This is a genomic window from Amycolatopsis sp. cmx-11-12 (assembly GCF_046269425.1).
Lineage (GTDB): Bacteria > Actinomycetota > Actinomycetes > Mycobacteriales > Pseudonocardiaceae > Amycolatopsis.
Genome location: NZ_JADNQM010000001.1, coordinates 337,479 through 352,718, shown reverse-complemented (window position 1 = coordinate 352,718; position 15,240 = coordinate 337,479). Strand labels below are relative to the sequence as shown.

At 65.6% G+C, this 15,240-nt stretch carries 16 protein-coding genes and 1 tRNA gene; 7 read left to right on the top strand and 10 right to left on the bottom strand.

Annotation, left to right across the window (positions count from 1 at the left end):
• Positions 1-1,127: 1,127 nt before the first annotated feature.
• From ACLARN_RS01720 to ACLARN_RS01695, 6 genes are all read left to right on the top strand, one after another.
• Entirely contained in the window at positions 1,128-1,451 is a 324-nt protein-coding gene (locus tag ACLARN_RS01720; protein ID WP_409489511.1) for a hypothetical protein, read from the top strand.
• A 362-nt stretch (positions 1,452-1,813) separates the two neighbouring features.
• Positions 1,814-2,002 carry a DLW-39 family protein gene (locus ACLARN_RS01715; protein ID WP_037308710.1) on the top strand — a complete coding sequence of 63 codons (189 nt, stop codon included), beginning with the start codon at positions 1,814-1,816 and terminating at the stop codon, positions 2,000-2,002.
• A 37-nt stretch (positions 2,003-2,039) separates the two neighbouring features.
• A tRNA-Ala gene (locus ACLARN_RS01710) sits at positions 2,040-2,112 on the top strand.
• 160 nt (positions 2,113-2,272) lie between these two features.
• On the top strand, positions 2,273-2,644 hold the full coding sequence (locus ACLARN_RS01705) for a hypothetical protein (RefSeq protein WP_409489510.1): 372 nt from the start codon (positions 2,273-2,275) through the stop codon (positions 2,642-2,644).
• Between the two features lie 8 nt (positions 2,645-2,652).
• The gene (locus ACLARN_RS01700) at positions 2,653-3,687 is read left to right on the top strand and encodes a hypothetical protein (protein ID WP_409489509.1); all 1,035 of its coding nucleotides are present in this window, start codon (positions 2,653-2,655) and stop codon (positions 3,685-3,687) included.
• 9 nt (positions 3,688-3,696) lie between these two features.
• On the top strand, positions 3,697-4,203 hold the full coding sequence (locus ACLARN_RS01695; protein WP_409489508.1) for a YbaB/EbfC family nucleoid-associated protein: 507 nt from the start codon (positions 3,697-3,699) through the stop codon (positions 4,201-4,203).
• Between the two features lie 119 nt (positions 4,204-4,322).
• Here the strand turns inward: ACLARN_RS01695 and ACLARN_RS01690 are convergent, their stop codons facing one another.
• From ACLARN_RS01690 to ACLARN_RS01660, 7 genes are all read right to left on the bottom strand, one after another.
• Positions 4,323-5,261: an alpha/beta hydrolase gene (locus ACLARN_RS01690; protein ID WP_409489507.1), complete on the bottom strand. Its 939-nt coding sequence runs from the start codon at positions 5,259-5,261 to the stop codon at positions 4,323-4,325.
• A 64-nt stretch (positions 5,262-5,325) separates the two neighbouring features.
• Positions 5,326-5,985, bottom strand: coding sequence for a response regulator (locus ACLARN_RS01685; protein ID WP_409489506.1), 660 nt, complete (start codon positions 5,983-5,985; stop codon positions 5,326-5,328).
• Positions 5,976-7,034, bottom strand: coding sequence for a sensor histidine kinase (locus tag ACLARN_RS01680; RefSeq protein ID WP_409489505.1), 1,059 nt, complete (start codon positions 7,032-7,034; stop codon positions 5,976-5,978). The genes ACLARN_RS01685 and ACLARN_RS01680 overlap by 10 nt, the downstream gene beginning before the upstream one ends.
• Before the next feature lie 93 nt (positions 7,035-7,127).
• Positions 7,128-9,086, bottom strand: coding sequence for an N-6 DNA methylase (locus tag ACLARN_RS01675; RefSeq protein WP_409489504.1), 1,959 nt, complete (start codon positions 9,084-9,086; stop codon positions 7,128-7,130).
• Positions 9,073-9,681, bottom strand: coding sequence for a restriction endonuclease subunit S (locus tag ACLARN_RS01670; protein WP_409489503.1), 609 nt, complete (start codon positions 9,679-9,681; stop codon positions 9,073-9,075). Before ACLARN_RS01670 ends, ACLARN_RS01675 begins: the two co-directional genes overlap by 14 nt.
• 105 nt (positions 9,682-9,786) lie before the next feature.
• Positions 9,787-10,002: a hypothetical protein gene (locus tag ACLARN_RS01665; RefSeq protein ID WP_409489502.1), complete on the bottom strand. Its 216-nt coding sequence runs from the start codon at positions 10,000-10,002 to the stop codon at positions 9,787-9,789.
• A 316-nt stretch (positions 10,003-10,318) separates the two neighbouring features.
• Complete coding sequence (locus ACLARN_RS01660) at positions 10,319-11,170, bottom strand: ADP-ribosylglycohydrolase family protein (RefSeq protein ID WP_409489501.1); 852 nt, start codon at positions 11,168-11,170, stop codon at positions 10,319-10,321.
• An 82-nt stretch (positions 11,171-11,252) separates the two neighbouring features.
• On the opposite strand from ACLARN_RS01660, the gene ACLARN_RS01655 reads away from it, so the two are divergent.
• Positions 11,253-12,437: a DNA glycosylase AlkZ-like family protein gene (locus tag ACLARN_RS01655; RefSeq protein ID WP_409489500.1), complete on the top strand. Its 1,185-nt coding sequence runs from the start codon at positions 11,253-11,255 to the stop codon at positions 12,435-12,437.
• Positions 12,438-12,441: 4 nt separating this feature from the next.
• Here the strand turns inward: ACLARN_RS01655 and ACLARN_RS01650 are convergent, their stop codons facing one another.
• The 3 genes from ACLARN_RS01650 to ACLARN_RS01640 all read right to left on the bottom strand — a co-directional run bounded on the left by ACLARN_RS01650 (position 12,442) and on the right by ACLARN_RS01640 (position 15,171).
• Entirely contained in the window at positions 12,442-13,719 is a 1,278-nt protein-coding gene (locus ACLARN_RS01650; RefSeq protein WP_409489499.1) for a M14 family metallopeptidase, read from the bottom strand.
• A gap of 93 nt (positions 13,720-13,812) precedes the next feature.
• On the bottom strand, positions 13,813-14,454 hold the full coding sequence (locus tag ACLARN_RS01645) for a pyridoxal 5'-phosphate synthase (RefSeq protein WP_409489498.1): 642 nt from the start codon (positions 14,452-14,454) through the stop codon (positions 13,813-13,815).
• A gap of 3 nt (positions 14,455-14,457) precedes the next feature.
• Positions 14,458-15,171, bottom strand: a complete 714-nt coding sequence (locus tag ACLARN_RS01640; protein WP_409489497.1) for a hypothetical protein — start codon at positions 15,169-15,171, stop codon at positions 14,458-14,460.
• Positions 15,172-15,240 lie beyond the last annotated feature (69 nt).

The window sequence follows — 15,240 nt, the reverse complement described above, 5'->3', positions numbered from 1 at the left end:
CTCACTGCGTGTCGGTCGCCGTATGGCTCGGCGACCTCGTCTTGGAGTCGTTTGTGCCGACCTCCGACTGGTTGGCGGGTAACTCGCGGTTTCAAGTCGATGAATCCAGCAGCCAAGAAATCGTCCTCGTCGTAGATCTGCGGGTGTATCTCCTGACCGCAGTCTCCGCACGTCCATGTACCAGTGGGGGCAATGCGGCCCACTACTGCTCGGCCGCCATGAGCGTCCCGTGAATGGCCTGCTACAAGGTCGTCCTGATTTGGGGGCATCTGAGTCATACGCAGAGGTCGTGTCAGATCTGCTCTCTGTTTCACGGCGGTCGAACGGCGAGACGGAACGGAGGTCGTGAAGCGTGCGTTGAGGGTCGCAAACGCTTGCGGGGTTCGGCCGGTGGGCGAACATCAAGATCTGAGCCACTCGCCCTGACGTGTGATGCGGAGGGCACACATGCCAGAAAGAATTACACGGATGTGACGAACAATTTCCGCACCCTTCTGACCAGCGGTTTTTGGTGAAATGGTGGAATTTGATCACCAGGTTGTCAACAGTGTTTTCCCGGTGCCAGACTGGTTATCCCCAGGTTGTCCCCAGGGTGGACCCCAGGCGAAATTGCGCTGGTCCTTCGGAGCGTTCTAGCGTTCTCGCTGACCGACGCGGGCCACAAGCACCAGCGGTCAACCCCTGTCCCGACGTAACCGGTTGCGTCGGAACATCTACGCCTCGACAGAGGCGATTGCCGCAGGAGAACCGATCGTGTCAACGGATGCGAACAACCGAAGAAGGCGGAAGCGTCGAACCAGGGCCGTAATCCCTGGCCGACGCCGTTCCGTCGAGCTACATGCGCAGTACGTCAAGTTGCTGATCTTGGTGGTCACCCTGATCCTCGACGGGATCCTGATGATCACCACGATTCTTAACGCGTTGCTGTAAGACAGGCAGCCGTCGGGCGGAGTGCCGAGCTCTGCCCGACGGCTCCGGCGCCAAGGATCTTCCAGCGCGGCCGCCCGGACAACTCCAGTAACCGAATCGTGTCTGATCAAGCAAGTAAGGATTCATGGACTAGCCAACAGGAAGATCTGACGGCAAGCTCGACTAGCTCCTTGAGAACTGTGAAGGGATCCTCCAACGTGAAGCTCAATTTCGACGAACACGATGGCGATCGGTTGTTGTGCCCGACCTGCGATTTCAGCTCCACGCATGTTGACGTCGTACGCGTCGCAGCCCGCTCGGAGGATGACGATTTCAACGAAATCTTCGTCGACGGCGTGACTGGTCGCGTCGCAACACACGAGGATTCACCTGCACCTACCGGCCCGAGGATGGGGACAGGCCGTCGCCACCGAATCGCTGTGACTGGACACTGCGAGGACGGGCATGGCTTCGCGATCGTGTTCACGCAGCATAAGGGCGAGACATTCGTCGAGGTTGTCACAACGAACGACGTCCCGTAGGTGTTTCCCCTGGTCGCGACCGTCTTTGGCGCGTCGCCTTGAGCGACATTCTGGGCGACAATCGGGGTAGCGACCAGGGGATGCCTGCGGACGTCAGTGGACGTTCGGAACCCAGGTCACCGGACTGTTTCCAAGGTCAACAGAGCGTGATCTTGGCCTGATAACGAAGAGGTCCCAGGTTCAAGTCCTGGTGGGCCCACTCCGAAAGCCGGTTCGCGATCATCGCGAGTCGGCTTTTCTGCTGCATGGGCAAGCTCATCGCGTGGTTCCACGTGGAACGTCGGGCGCCAGACGTTCGGGGATCGGCGTGCAGTAGCATCGGTGGGTAAGCGGAGCAACTCGGCGGAAAGAGGGGGCTTCTGATGAAGAAGCTGTTGGCACTCGCGGTCATCGCGGGCGGCGTGCTGTTCGTGATCAAGCGCAACAAGGCCGCCAAGGCCGAGGCCGACCTCTGGCGTGAGGCCACCGCGCCGACCGAGCGTCCGCTCGGCGCCGTTTCCACGAACGGAAGCGCCCCGGCCAAGGCCGCGGACGCGTCCCGCAACAACTGAACTTTCCGCGGGCGGTCATCCTGATCGCCCGCGACCCGGGGCTGTAGCTCAATTGGTAGAGCACCGCCTTTGCAAGGCGGGGGTCAGGGGTTCGATTCCCCTCAGCTCCACACGTTCGAAGAGAGCCCTGTTTGCGTAAAAAGCAAACAGGGCTCTCTTTTTCGTTCACGCGGTGACGCTCGTCACCGGACGCGGATCGCGAAGTCGGACTCCCAGCCAAGTCAACGCTGCTTACATGGGGGACGGAATTCCGGACAGCGAGGTGAAACCATGGTCAGTTTCGAAACCGACCTCGACGATCTCAGGTTGTCGAGCAAAGAACTGGGAAAGGCCGCTGACATCGTCAGTACCGCTCACGCCGGGGTGAGAGGACAGGACGTGCCCGCTCCCGACCCGGTCACGGGTGGCCTTCTCCCCGGCATGTTCGCGCCGAGTACCGCGTTCGGGAAGACCTTGGGCATGCGCGGGGTTTCGGAGGCCTACGAGGAACACCGCGCGGCCGTCGAGAAGATGCTCGCGAAACTGCACCAGAGCACGCAGGACGCCAGCCACGCGCTGGCCCGGGTCGCCGAACTGTACGAATCCGTCGACGAGGACAACAAGCAGCGGATGAACCGCGCGGCGTACGGGGAACAGGGGTAGCGGCGAAGATGGACGGATACTTCAACGCACTGGACGCGGAGACCACCGCCGAAGGTGGCAACAGCGAACTGCTCGAGGGAATCACGGACGACCTCAAAGCGGGAGCCGAAAAGGCCTTCGCCGCGGTCGACCTGCTCTTCCAGCCGTTCTTCGGCACCGACGTGGACCTCAGCGGTGGGCGGAAGGAACAGCTCCGCGACTTCTTCCTGGAATTCTCCGACGCGGAGCTCATCGGATCCGAGAACAGCCTGCAGACCATGATCGAGGCCTACGAAGGCCTTTGGAATGCTTTCCAGGACACGAAAGCGCCGCTCGACCGGTCTCTGGTCCTGCTTCTCAAGTGGCGTGGTGAAGGGGCCGAGACCGCCAAGAGTTACATCCAGGGCCTGGTGAACACCTACGCCCGGGTCGGCACCAAACTCACCGTGCTGGAAGCCGACATCGTGGCCGCGCGGGACGCCATCGCGACCGCCAGGGCCGATCTGAGCAATCTCGCCGCTTCCTTCCTGACCGCCGCGGAAAAGTACCGGGACGACAAGGAACGGCAAGACGAATCCGCCTTGTCGAAGGCGCTAGCGGCGACCTTCGCCGCTGCCGTCACCGCCTTGCTCGTGGCGGCTGTGCCACCGGCGGGTGGTCTCACCGCGGCGGCGTTCTTCACCACCGCGAACGGAGTGCAGGTCGCCGGCGCCGCGGCCGGTGCCGGGCTCGCCACCGCGGCCACCGTGCAGGCCGACATCGTCGGGGACAGCCCCGAAATGATCTACAACAGCTTCCACGACGGCGTGGTCAACATCAGGGAAAGCATGTTCCGTGCGACGGAATCCCTGATTTCGAAGATCCACGTCGAGATCAACAACCTGCCGATCATCCCCGACCCGCCGGACGTCAGCCCTGGTGAGACCTTCGACCCTGGCAACTTCGAAACGGAGAACACCGACAAGGGGACGGAAAAGCGGGTCCGGGACAAGAACGTGGACATCTCGAACGACGGCAAGATCGAGCAGCCGCCGATGGAGCTGTCGCCGCTGCCGGTCGAGTGACGGAGGATCGTGGCTGACAAACCGGCGCCCAAGAAGCCGCCCGCCGACCGGCAAGCGATGCTCGAAGCGCTGGCCACCCTGTCGGTGGACGCGTCCTCACCGGACGGTGCCGTCTCCGTTTCGGTCAACACCGACGGCGTGATGACCCGGCTCAGGGTGGGCGAAGCCGTGTCGCGGCTGTCGCCCGCCGAGATCGCGGACGTCGTCATGCGGACCTACCAGGAAGCGCAGCAAGGATCCGCGAAACGCAGCGCGGAGCTGATGGCGCCGATCGGCAACGCCGGGTACATCACGGACAGGCTCCGCTGGCGGCTCGGGTTCACGCCTTCGTTCCAGGACACCGGTGAAACGGTCTCGCCGGTGGCTTCGCCCCGGAAGCCTGCGGGCGCGGAGAACGTGGTGCTCAAAGACCGTTCGGACGAACCGGCCGGGCCAGCACAGGACGAACAGCCCGAACCGGCGGAAACCGACGACGAGTACTACGAGCAAGGCCTGCGGTACAACCCTTCCTGGTAGTCCGGGCTCGCACTCAACCGTGCTTCAGTTCGCATCCTGGTTCCGGCGGCGCGAGATCAGCGCCGCCGGACCGGAGGGGTCGTGGTCGAACTGGCCAGCCCGAATGGTCGGCGGCCGAGTTAGGCCCTGACTTTCGTGGCCAGCCAGGCGAACGTCCAGCGATAGAAACTCCGCGCGGCGAGGCTGGTGTTGATCGAGTGGCCGCTTCCCCGCACGATCTTGTCGGCGCCGCAGTCGCCATTTCCGCAGACCAGGGTGTCGTGCTCGCCGAGCACGTACGCCGTCGGGACCTTCGGCTTGGCCGAGCGCTTCGCCGCATCGGGCCCCACGGACCGGAGCTCGGCCGAGGCCAGCGTGTCCTTCAGGGCTTCTTCGACGGGGATGATCGCCGGGTCGTACGTCCCCGGGTAGTGGAACGCTTGCGCGCGCGTCCCCGGACGGGTCGTGAAGTAGCCGGGAGCCCACGGTTTCCCGGCGAACTTCGGGTCCAGCTCGGCTGGGTAGAACGGCGACGCGGCCTTCTCGCGTTCGCCGGGCCGGTCGCGGGGGATGCCGCTGATGATCACGGCGTCGACGCCGCCTCGTTCGGCGGCCCGTTCCGCGACCAGCCCGCCCATCGAATGTCCATTGAGGACGATCGTGCGGAACCGCGGCCGCAGCTGCCGGACGACCTGGTGGACGGCCTCCCCGCCGGTGGCGAAGTCGAGCGTCTCCGGATTCGGGCGGCTGCTGCGACCGTAGCCGAGCCTGTCGAGGTTCAAGGTCGCGTATCCCGCCCGCGTCGCACTGTCTACATAGGAATACCGGCGTGGCTGGAACGGCCAGTCCCAGTAGGCGCGGTCGTAAGTGCCGCCGTGCAGCAGCACCTGGAGCGGGGTGCGGGCGGTGAGCCTGCCGCGGACGCAGAATTCGCCCGCGATCGTCTGGCGCTCGCCGTTCACCTGGACCGAGAACCGCTGTTCGGCGCAGTGAGCCGGTCGTTCGGCGGCGACCGCCGTCGTGGTGCCGAGCAGGGAGAGGACCGTGGCCAGCAAGGCCGCTTTCGCTGTGGTTTTCATGGAGAAAGCGTCGGTCACGCGCCGGGGTCGCGTCGTCGTTCCGCTGTGGAGACCGACGGCTACGTCAGGCGCGCACCATCCCGCTCTGATAGGCGAACACCACGAGCTGGGCGCGATCGCGGGCGTGCACTTTCGCCATCGCGCGGCTGACGTGTGTCCGCACCGTCGCCGCGCTGATCACGAACTCCCGCGCGATCTCCTCGTTCGACATCCCCCGCGCGACCCGCTGCACGACCTCGTGCTCCCGCTCGGTGAACGCCGAACCGTCGGCACGCGGCATCGGATGCGATGGCCGCGCGGTGAATTCCGCGATCAGCCGCCGTGTCACGCTCGGCGAAAGGAGCGCGTCACCGGCGGCGACCACCCGGACGGCTTCGATGAGGTCCGCGGGCCGGGTGTGCTTGAGCAGGAATCCGCTCGCGCCCGCGCGCAAGGCGTCGAAGACGTATTCGTCCAGGTCGAAGGTGGTCAGGATGAGGACACGGACGCCGGAAAGCCGCTCGTCGGCCACGATCCGGCGGGTCGCCTCGATGCCGTCGAGGCCGGGCATACGGATGTCCATCAGCACCACGTCCGGCACGGTCTCCGCGACCACGGCCACCGCCGCGGCACCGTCGTCCGCTTCACCCACCACGGTGATCCCCGTCTCGACCCGCAGCAACGCGGCGAACCCGGACCGGACGAGCACCTGGTCGTCGGCGAGCACCACCCTGATCACGGCCATCGCGCGCTCACCCGGAACCTTCCGTCCTCATGGCGCGCGGTCAGCGTTCCGCCGGTCGCCTTGGCTCGTTCACTCATTCCCATGATCCCGGCACCGGGCACGTTCGGCCCGGGAGTGTGGACTTCGTTGACGACGTCGAGCCGGAGGCTGTCCTGCGCCACGACCATCACCTTCGCACTCGATGTCCCGTGTTTCGCGGCGTTCGTGAGCGACTCCTGGACGATCCGGTACACCGCGCCGCCGAGCGGCTGCTCGATCCCGGGAGCGTCGAGTTCCAGCGTGACGTCCAGGCCGGACCGGTTCGCCGAAGCGATCAGCGCCGGGAGATCCGCCAGACCCGGTGCCGGCCGGAGCGGGGCTGAGTCACGCAGCAGCCGCACCATCGCGTTCAGCTCGTCCAGGATCGTGCCGCTGACCGTACGGACGATTTCGAGCGCTTCCTTCGCCACCTCGGGATGCTCGTCGATCACGTGCCGGGCCATGCCCGACTGGACGTTGATGACCGCCATCGCGTGGCCGACGCTGTCGTGCAGATCCTGCGCGATCCGCAGCCGCTCGCCGAGGACACGGTCGCGTTCAGCCTGTTCCGCGGCCGCGGCCCGCTCACGATGTCCTCGAAGCGCGTCGGCCGCGAAGACCGCTACGCCCGCCCAGCCGACGAAGACCAGATCGATGACACCTGCCCCACCTGTCGACAGGTTCGCGCCCACGACGATCGTCGCCATTCCGCCCGCGAAGGCGTACGCGAGCCGTCGCGGGCGGAGGGTGCCGAGGGCGAACAGCGGTATTAGACCGGCTAAGAGGACGGGGCCGTCCGGATAGCCGATGCCCAGGTAGAGCAGGAGCGCAAACGCTTCCGTCCCGGCCACCGTCGCCGGCCGTCGCCAGACGGCGGCGAGTGCGAGACAAGCGAGCGCGACGACGGCGAACCCGAGCGCGTCGATCGGACGTTCCCCGCGATCGGGCTCGAGGTTCGCCGTGCCGACGACGAGCACCGCGCTCACCGCGAGCCAGCCGGCCACGGCTCCGCCCCAGATCAGCCACTTCACCGGCCCAGTCTGCCGAAGCAAGCCGACGGGCACGTCCGCGTTCTGTGGATCTCGGCTACGTCAGATGTGCAGCAGCCGTGACCCGCCTGACGCCTAGTGGCGAAAAGGTGACGGGTAGCCCAGTTGCTGTAGGCGTTCCTCGAGTCGGCTTGCACCTGCGTCACGCCTGGCTTCGAGATCGTGGAGCGAGACGGCGTACCGTTCCCCCCACGAGCGGTAGAGGTTGATCAGTTCTTGTCGGCCTGTCGCGACGAGAGCGTTCAACAGTGAAAGCAGCCCGTCACCTAGTTCGTCGAGAAGCTCTTGTCTCTCGCTGCCGCTCGCTTTTCCAAGGCCCAGCCACTTCAGGGTTCCGCGATTGCCGTCCCACCAGTCCGCGAACGCACCGTATAGCTGGTATTCGTCGAGGATACCGGACTCGGAAAGAGCGGAATGGAACGAATTCTTGAACTGGTCGCGGTTGACCAGCACGGCCCCTTCGCGGCTCAGCCCTGTCAGTCGCTCTGCGGTCTTCTGCCACCAGCCAGTGGCTCGAGTGCGAAAGTCATCTTCGGCGCTTGACGTGAACGCGGGTATCCGGGTGAGGACGGCTTCATAGCCGTCGTCGGGGAAATCCCAGTACTCATCGTTGCGCGGCTCGAACAGACTGGCGAGCGAGATGCCGTACGCGCGAAAGCGATCGCTGTCAGCTTGGATGACCCCTGCCGGTACTCCACCTTGAAGAATGGCCTTCGGATCAGGCATGAGGGCTGGGTGAGGGTTGGTGTCCACGTAGCGGCGAATGTTCAGATTGAAGGCGTTCTCCGCGATCTCGGCCAGCGGGACCCACCGAGAGAAACCGACGAGGGTGCGTTTTCGGAGGTAGGTGTCTGTGATCTTCTCGATATGGCGGGGATCCAGGTGGTTCTGGCTACGCCCTGTGGTGATCTCGCGCTCGGCGTTGATGAAGAAGATACCTGGTGGTTGGTCCGGCGGGCTTTGGTTCTTGCCCTTCAGTACCAGGATGCACGCGGGAATCCCGGTTCCGTAGAAGACGTTGGGACCGATCCCGATCACTCCGGCGATCCGGTCGTCGAGGACCATCCGCCGCCGGATCTCCTGCTCTGAACCACCACGGAACAGAACACCGTGGGGTGAGACCACCGCACCGGTTCCGCCGGGCTTGAGCGATGCGAGGACGTGTTGGACGTTCATCAGATCGGCCTTTTTCCCGCGTGGGGGAGTCCAGCCATACTCCATGCGCCCTGCGAAGTCCAGCTCGTGCTCGCTGTAGTTCATCGAGAACGGTGGATTTGTCAGTACATGGTCGAAGCACCTGAGTTCGCCATCGCTGTCGATATGACGGGGATGGGCAAGGGAGTCGTCCCGATACAACGTCGCGTCTGTGATGCCGTGCAGAAGTAGGTTCATCTGAGCGACAGTGAATGTTCCCGCATTCCTCTCCTGGCCGACAAGGGTCAGTGTCGCGGGCTTTCCGATCTTTTCGGATACGTGTTCCTGGGCCGCGATCAACATGCCGCCCGACCCCATGAACGGATCGTAGAAAGACTGATCATCCTTCGGCTGCGCGAGTCGTACCATCAGGTCAATCACTGATCGAGGTGTCCGAAACTCGCCGTGAGTCTTCCCCGGGGTGGAAAGGAATTGCTCAATGAGCTCTTGTCGTATTTCGCTTCCTGCTATATCTAATTCTTGATCCACGAGCGAAATCCGCGCCGTCAAATCGACCAGCTTCTGGAGTTCGGAAGCCGTCGTTCCTTTCGTGAAGTCGGGCAGGTATCCTGGAGGGCCGAGTACTTGATTGTTTTCGTGCGCGAGAGCGTGAAGTGCCGAGTTGAGCGTGTGGCCGAGAGCTGGGGCCATGTTGTTCGAGATATGTTGCCAACTGGCCTCCGGGGGAACGGTCAGCCGTCCAGGGTTGTCCGAAGCCCACTTGAGTACAAGGACCGACAGGGCGATTTGATGATAGTTTCCCGTATCCAGACGTCCTGTGAGGATGCCGGCGACGTCCCGGAACGCCGTGGTCAGTTCTCGCCGCTCATTCGCCTTCATGGCGTCGCGCTTTCTCGAGGAAGTCATGGAGCATGGCCGGTTTCAGAACCTCGAGTCGTTCAGTGATTTCGCGGTAAGTATGTATTTGTGCGTCGATGTCGAATGCCGCTGCCGCGACCTTCTGCTGGAGCTCAAGGTTCACTATCGGCACAGGGAGCTGGTTCAACGCTTCGGAGTTGATCGACTGAACGGTTCCAGGTAACGCCTGGTTGAACAGGGCATCCCTCGTCGGTGGGTAGGCAAGGATCAGGGCGAGGTATTCGGGTAGCACCAGTTCGCGGTGCGTCCGGACGCGCAGGCAGGAAGAGTTGTAGAACCACCCTTCGCAGTTCGCGTCGATCAGCGCGAATCGGCCCAAGGAGCCCTGTCGAACGACGAGGACGTCACCTTCTGCGAGTGCGAACCGGGAGAGCTTCTTAGCAGCGCTCGCCGGAACTCGGCGTAGGTTCCTCGCGTCGACCCTGTGGAGGTCGGTGAGGTCCGTCGGGGAGATCACGGGGACGCCGTCCGGCCGGTCGTCGAGTTGCTCGAGTAGCGAGCCCGACGGGCCGGCGGTGATGTCGGCGACGTCACCGAGGGGCTTGTCCACCCTCATGAACCTCGTACCTCTGGCTCTGGCATGACGGTCATTATCACCGTATCCCTTCATGCGGGTCAGCTGAGAGCCCGAGGCCGCGGCGTCGCAGCCTCGGGCTCTCAGTCAGGTGGGACGCCGGCGCAGGCGGAACACCGCCTTGCCGCCCTCGTTGACCGCCACCGTCAGTCCGGCGGCACCTGCCACGCCCAGGGCGCTGGTGCCGTATCCGGCGGCGATGGCGACGACCAGGATCAACACGATGATGGTCCCCGTCATCAGAGCGGTCCCGCGCGCCGCGGGGTCCAGGTACCATCCACAATCGAAGGTGTGACGCTTCATGCGTATCTCCTTTCTTCTGCTTTGTGGTTTCCCACGAAGCAACCGGCCCGCATCGCCCTGCGCAGACGCCAATCGACTCAGGGTGATGCGGGTTTTGTCGAACGAGTATCACCGTGCCGTGCGGCCTCGTATGTCTCCGAGATTCACCGCTGGCGACAGCTCGACACTCCTTCCTTACGTGAGGGACAGTACACGAAGAACTCCGCGAAGCTAGTTCCGCAATAAAACAGGTGAGGCTTCGTGGGTGACCAAGCCGCGCTGAACTGGCAATATAACTAAAAGTACTTTTGAAAATTCATAAAGTAACCAAGCTGGGTTACAGGGACAGCACCCGTTCGTCGAGTTCCGCGAGGTAGTCGCGCCCGAACTCGCCGTTCTCCAGGTCCCGCCACAACACCGGCGGGAGGTCCTGAGCGACTTCGGGGGAACGCGACGCGGCGGCCAGCGCGATGGTCGCGGCGGTGTCGACGTCGCCGGTGAACGCGACGCAGGTGTGGAGCATCCGGGCGAGACCACCGCCGCCGGCGAGCACGGTCAGCGCGGCGCGGACGCTCATCCAGCCTTGCGGCCCGATCCGGCCCGACCACGGCCGCGCCCAGCCACCGTGCCCGACGTCCTCGGGAAGCACCGCGTCGATCCACCGCGCGACCTCGGTCAGCGGGCCGAGCCGATGGTGGCAGTAGTGGACGGCGAGCGCCGCCGCCTGGGCCGCGGCGATCCCGGCCGGGGTGTCGTGCGTGATCCTGGCCTGGAGTTTCGCGTGGTAGAGGACGTCGTCGACGGTGGGCAGGACCCCGATCGGCCCGGCCCGCATGGCCGCGCCGCTCTTGTCGCTCTGCGGCTGGAGCCGTCGAAGCAGCTCTTCGCCGTCTCGGACCTCGCTGAGCAGCTGGTGGAAGCGCGGCGCGTAGCCGTCGTGCGGATCGCGGTGGTAGGCGAGCACGAACTGCTCGGCGAGCAGCAGCGGCGTCCACCGGCGACCCGAGACGAGTAGTTCGGCGATCGCGATCGTCATCTGCGTGTCGTCGGTGTAGCGGCCTGCCGGGACACCGAGCTGCCCGGGATGCGGCACGTATCCGGCGAGCGTGTTGTGCTCGGCGACGAAGCTCGGATACGCGTGCTCGAAGGAGCCTCCGTACGCGTCGCCGATGGCCAGTTCGACCAGCATCGGACTCCTTCCGAGAACCGCCTGCGCCTCACTCGATCGTGCCAGGCTGCGGTATGCCGCCGAATGCCCATACCGTGGAGGCATGGCGACCGAAAAGCTGCGCGCGTGGTGGGCACATCGGCAAGGTCTCGACGGATCGCTGCACGGCGCTTCGGCGGCGGACGTGCTGGAGCGGACCGGCTGGATGCGCTCCGTCGGCGGCTCGGCGCCCTATCTTGGGCTGTTCGCCAGAGCCCGTCTCGCTCGCGAGACGGTCGACGCGGACGTCGCCAGGCTCGCCATCCACGAACTGCCCTCGGCCCGCGGCTGCGCCTACCTCCTGCCCGCGGCGGATTTCGAACTCGGCCTGACCGTCGGCGCCGGGGCACCGGCGGGTGAGATCGCGGCCGCGGAGAAGTACCTCGGCGTCACGCAGGCCGAGATCGAGCAGTTGTGCGTCACCGTCGCCGACCTGCTCGACGCGTCGGCCGAACCGCTCGACCCGGCCGCGATCAAGGACGCCGCCGGGGCCGCGGTGCGCAACCTCGGTGAGGCGGGCCGCAAACGCGGCACCACCACGACATTGCCGCTCGCGCTCGGCCTGCTCCAGGTCCGCGGCGACATCCGCCGGGTCCCGGCCAACGGACGGCTGGACCAGCAGCGCTACGGCTACGTCCGCTGGACGCCGTCCCCGCGCGGTGGACTGTCCGATATGGACACCGCGCAGGCCGAACTGGCCCGGCGGTACTTCTCGTGGGCGGCACCGGCGTCGCTCAAGCATTTCCGCTGGTTCTCCGGCTTCACCGCGGCGAACGCCAAGAAGGCCGTGGCGCCGCTGGAACTCGTGCCGCTCGACGGCACCGATCTGCTGATGCCCAAGGATCTCGCCGACGAGTTCGACGGCTTCACCGTGCCGTCGGAGCCGTCGTACGCGCTGCTCGCCGGGATCGACGGCATCCACCTGCTGCACCGCGAGATGTCGCGGCTGCTCGACGACGCCGACGTCGAACGGCCGGTGCCCGGTGGCCGCGCGGGGGAGACGCTGGGCGGGCAGCCGGATCCGCCGAGCCACTTGATCGTCGACCGGGGCCGCTTCGCCGGGTTATGGGAGTTCGACCCCGAGACGAACAAGATCGTCTACCAGGTCTTCGGGGACGAAGACGCCGCACTGCGCGAAGCGGTCGCGGAGACCGAAGAATTCGTCCGCGACAACCTGGGCGACGCCCGGAGCTTCAGCCTGGATTCGCCGAAGAGCCGGGCGTCGCGAGTGGCCGATCTCAGAGCTTGACCGGTCAGGCTCCTGCTTCGTTGATCAGGATGTCGACAGCTGCGTCGTTGCGAGCGGTCTGCTCCGGGATCACCGAAGCGGGCGGGTAGAAGCCGTCGATCCCGCCGTCCTTCGGAAACATTTCGAAGGTGTAGCTGAGGATCTTGTGCTTGCCCCACGCCCAGTCGTTGACGTCGCCGTCGGTGACGTACAGATCGCTGGACTGCTCAGGCGTGTAACCGTTGGTGGCGGCCATCTTCTTGCCGACGTCGGCGAAGCGTTTCGCTTCTTCCTCGTTCAGGCCCGTGTCGGTCTCGTTCTTCGTGTAGCCGTACGGCCAGAGCACCAGCTCCGAGAAGGTGTGGAAGTCGATGTGCGCCTTGATCTGCTGAGCGCCGCCGACCACCCGGGAGTCCATGAACTCCGCGACCGCCTTGGTCTCGGCCTCGGAGAACGCCGACGGACCGTGGTAGTCCTCGGCGGACGGGCTGTTGCTCGACCCGCCGCAGCAGTTCCACTTGTAGTCCCAGTTGCGGTTCGGGTCGGTGCCGACGGCGCTGCTGCCCGGAACCGGCTTCCGTGTCTTGCGCCAGCCCTGGTACTCGCCGCCGGTGATGTCGTACTCGGAACCGTCCGGGTTGACGTTCGGGATCACGTAGATCTCGTGCTCGTCGACCATCTTCTTGATGGCGGGGTCGGTCGCGTACCCGCTGGTGAAGCGCTGCACGATACGCAGGCACATCTCGGTGGTGAGGTGTTCGCGGGCGTGCTGGTTGCAGGTGAACAGGACCTCGGGCTCGTTCTCGTCCGTGCCCGCGTTGTCGCTGATCTTCAGCAGGTTCAGCTCACGGCCTTCGTAGGACTTGCCGACGCTGGACAGCGTCGCGATGTCACCGTGGTCCTTCGCGGCCTTCTGCAGCTCAGCGGTCGTTTCGGCGTAGGTGTGGTACGCCTCGTCGCCGGGCGGGAAGTCGCCGGCGACCGCCGCGGTGCCCGCCCGATCGCTTCGTTGTTTCAGCATTCTGTCGAAGTCGCCGAGCGACTTCAGGCCGAACCCGTCCGCGCGCAGGCTCGCGGCCTGCTCCGGCGTGGCGACGACGGTCAGCGCGCCACCGCGCGAGCCCGCGACGTCGACACCGGTGCGGGCGACGGCGGTGCGTTTGGCGGAGTCGTTCGCACCCTCCACCGAATACAGCCCTCTCGCCGGGTCGCCGGTCTGGGCGCTCGCGACGGGCGTCGTGACGGCCAGCAGGGCGAGCCCGGTGGCGGTCAAGGCGCCCCAAATGCGACGGCGTGTGGACATTTCGCCTCCGAATGATCAGGGACAAGGTGCCGTTCACCGTCGCTGAGGTGAATCGTCCACGACAACCCGACGATCGTCGTTCCCAATTGCCGTTTACGGCCAGAGGCGTTCTTTGCGCCAGAGCTCGGTCTCACGTCGATAGCGGAGACGCTGGTGCCGCCGGTCGTGGCTCGCCTGCCAGAACTCCACTTCGGACGGCGTCACCAGATAGCGGGTCCAGGTTTCCGGTGCCACATCGGGATTCTCCGCGACCCACCGGCGCGCTTCCTCGGCCGCGCGGTCGAGATCGGCAGGATCATCGAGCACCTGGGACTGCCTGCCGACGAACGCCTCCGCTCGGGACGCCGGCGGCCGGGCGGTGAAATCGGCCGCGGAGACCTCAGCGCCGGCAGGCGAGACCAGGCCTCGCAACCGGACCTGACGGCCGCGTCCCGGCCAGAAGAAGGTCAGCGCGGCGTATGGATTCTTCGCCAGCTGAACACCTTTCGGGCTTTCGGAACTCGTCGCGACCGCCCAGGTGTCACCGTCGACGGCCTTGAGGATCACGACCCGCGCGTCCGGTATCCCATCGGCGTCCACTGTGGACAGAGTGACGGCATGCGGCGCGAGGACGTGTTCGCCCGCTTCGTCGAGCCATTCCCGGAACAGTTCGCCGGGAGTGCCCGGTGTGCGCTCGGGGTCGAACTCCGGCAGCTCCTCGGGGAACGACGGCCAGCCACGCAACGATCCGGTCAACGGTCAGTACCCCGGCGGGCGCTGGCCGTGCTGCGGATAACCGGGCGCGGGCGGCGGATAGTGCGGCGGATGCTGACCGGGCGGCGTGCCCTGCGCGGGCGGCGGCCCGACCGGCGGGTACTGGTGGGCGGGCGGCGGTTGCTGCGGCTGCCAGCCGGGCGGCGGTTGCTGGCCGGGCGGCGGCATCGGCGGCTGCTGTCCCTGCGACTGCTGCCACTGCACCTGCTGGTAAACCTCGGCAGGCTGCGGGAAACAGAACGTCAGCTTCGCGTTGACCGAACCCTGCACCGCCGCGCCCCACAGCTTCCCGCCGACGAACGCGTACATCTGCGCCGCCGAAACGTCGACGGCCACCATGCGCGTCTCGCCACCGAACTGATTGCCGGACTTCGCCGACGCGGCCTGCGCGGCGTCCGGATACACGCGGTCCCCGATCAGGCCCGCGATGACCACCGAAGCCGCCGTCCAGCCGACAGTGCCCATCACGTTCGCACGCGCGTGCTGCGTCGCCAGGCCGGTGAAGTCGTACAACGCGGGCGCGGTCACCTCCGGGATCGCCGCGGCGATCACGCAATAGTTCATCGTCGACAGCATCACGGATTCGGTGAACAGGCCCACCACGGCCGCGCTCGGGCCGATCTGGACCGTGTTCAGCCTGCCACCGCTGCGCTGGATACGTTCCGCCACCGCACCCAGGTACTGCTCCTTGGTGAGCACTGATGCCTCCTGAAGACCGCTACGCATCGCCATCGTCGCACGAACAGGACGGATGGTTGCGGCGACGCG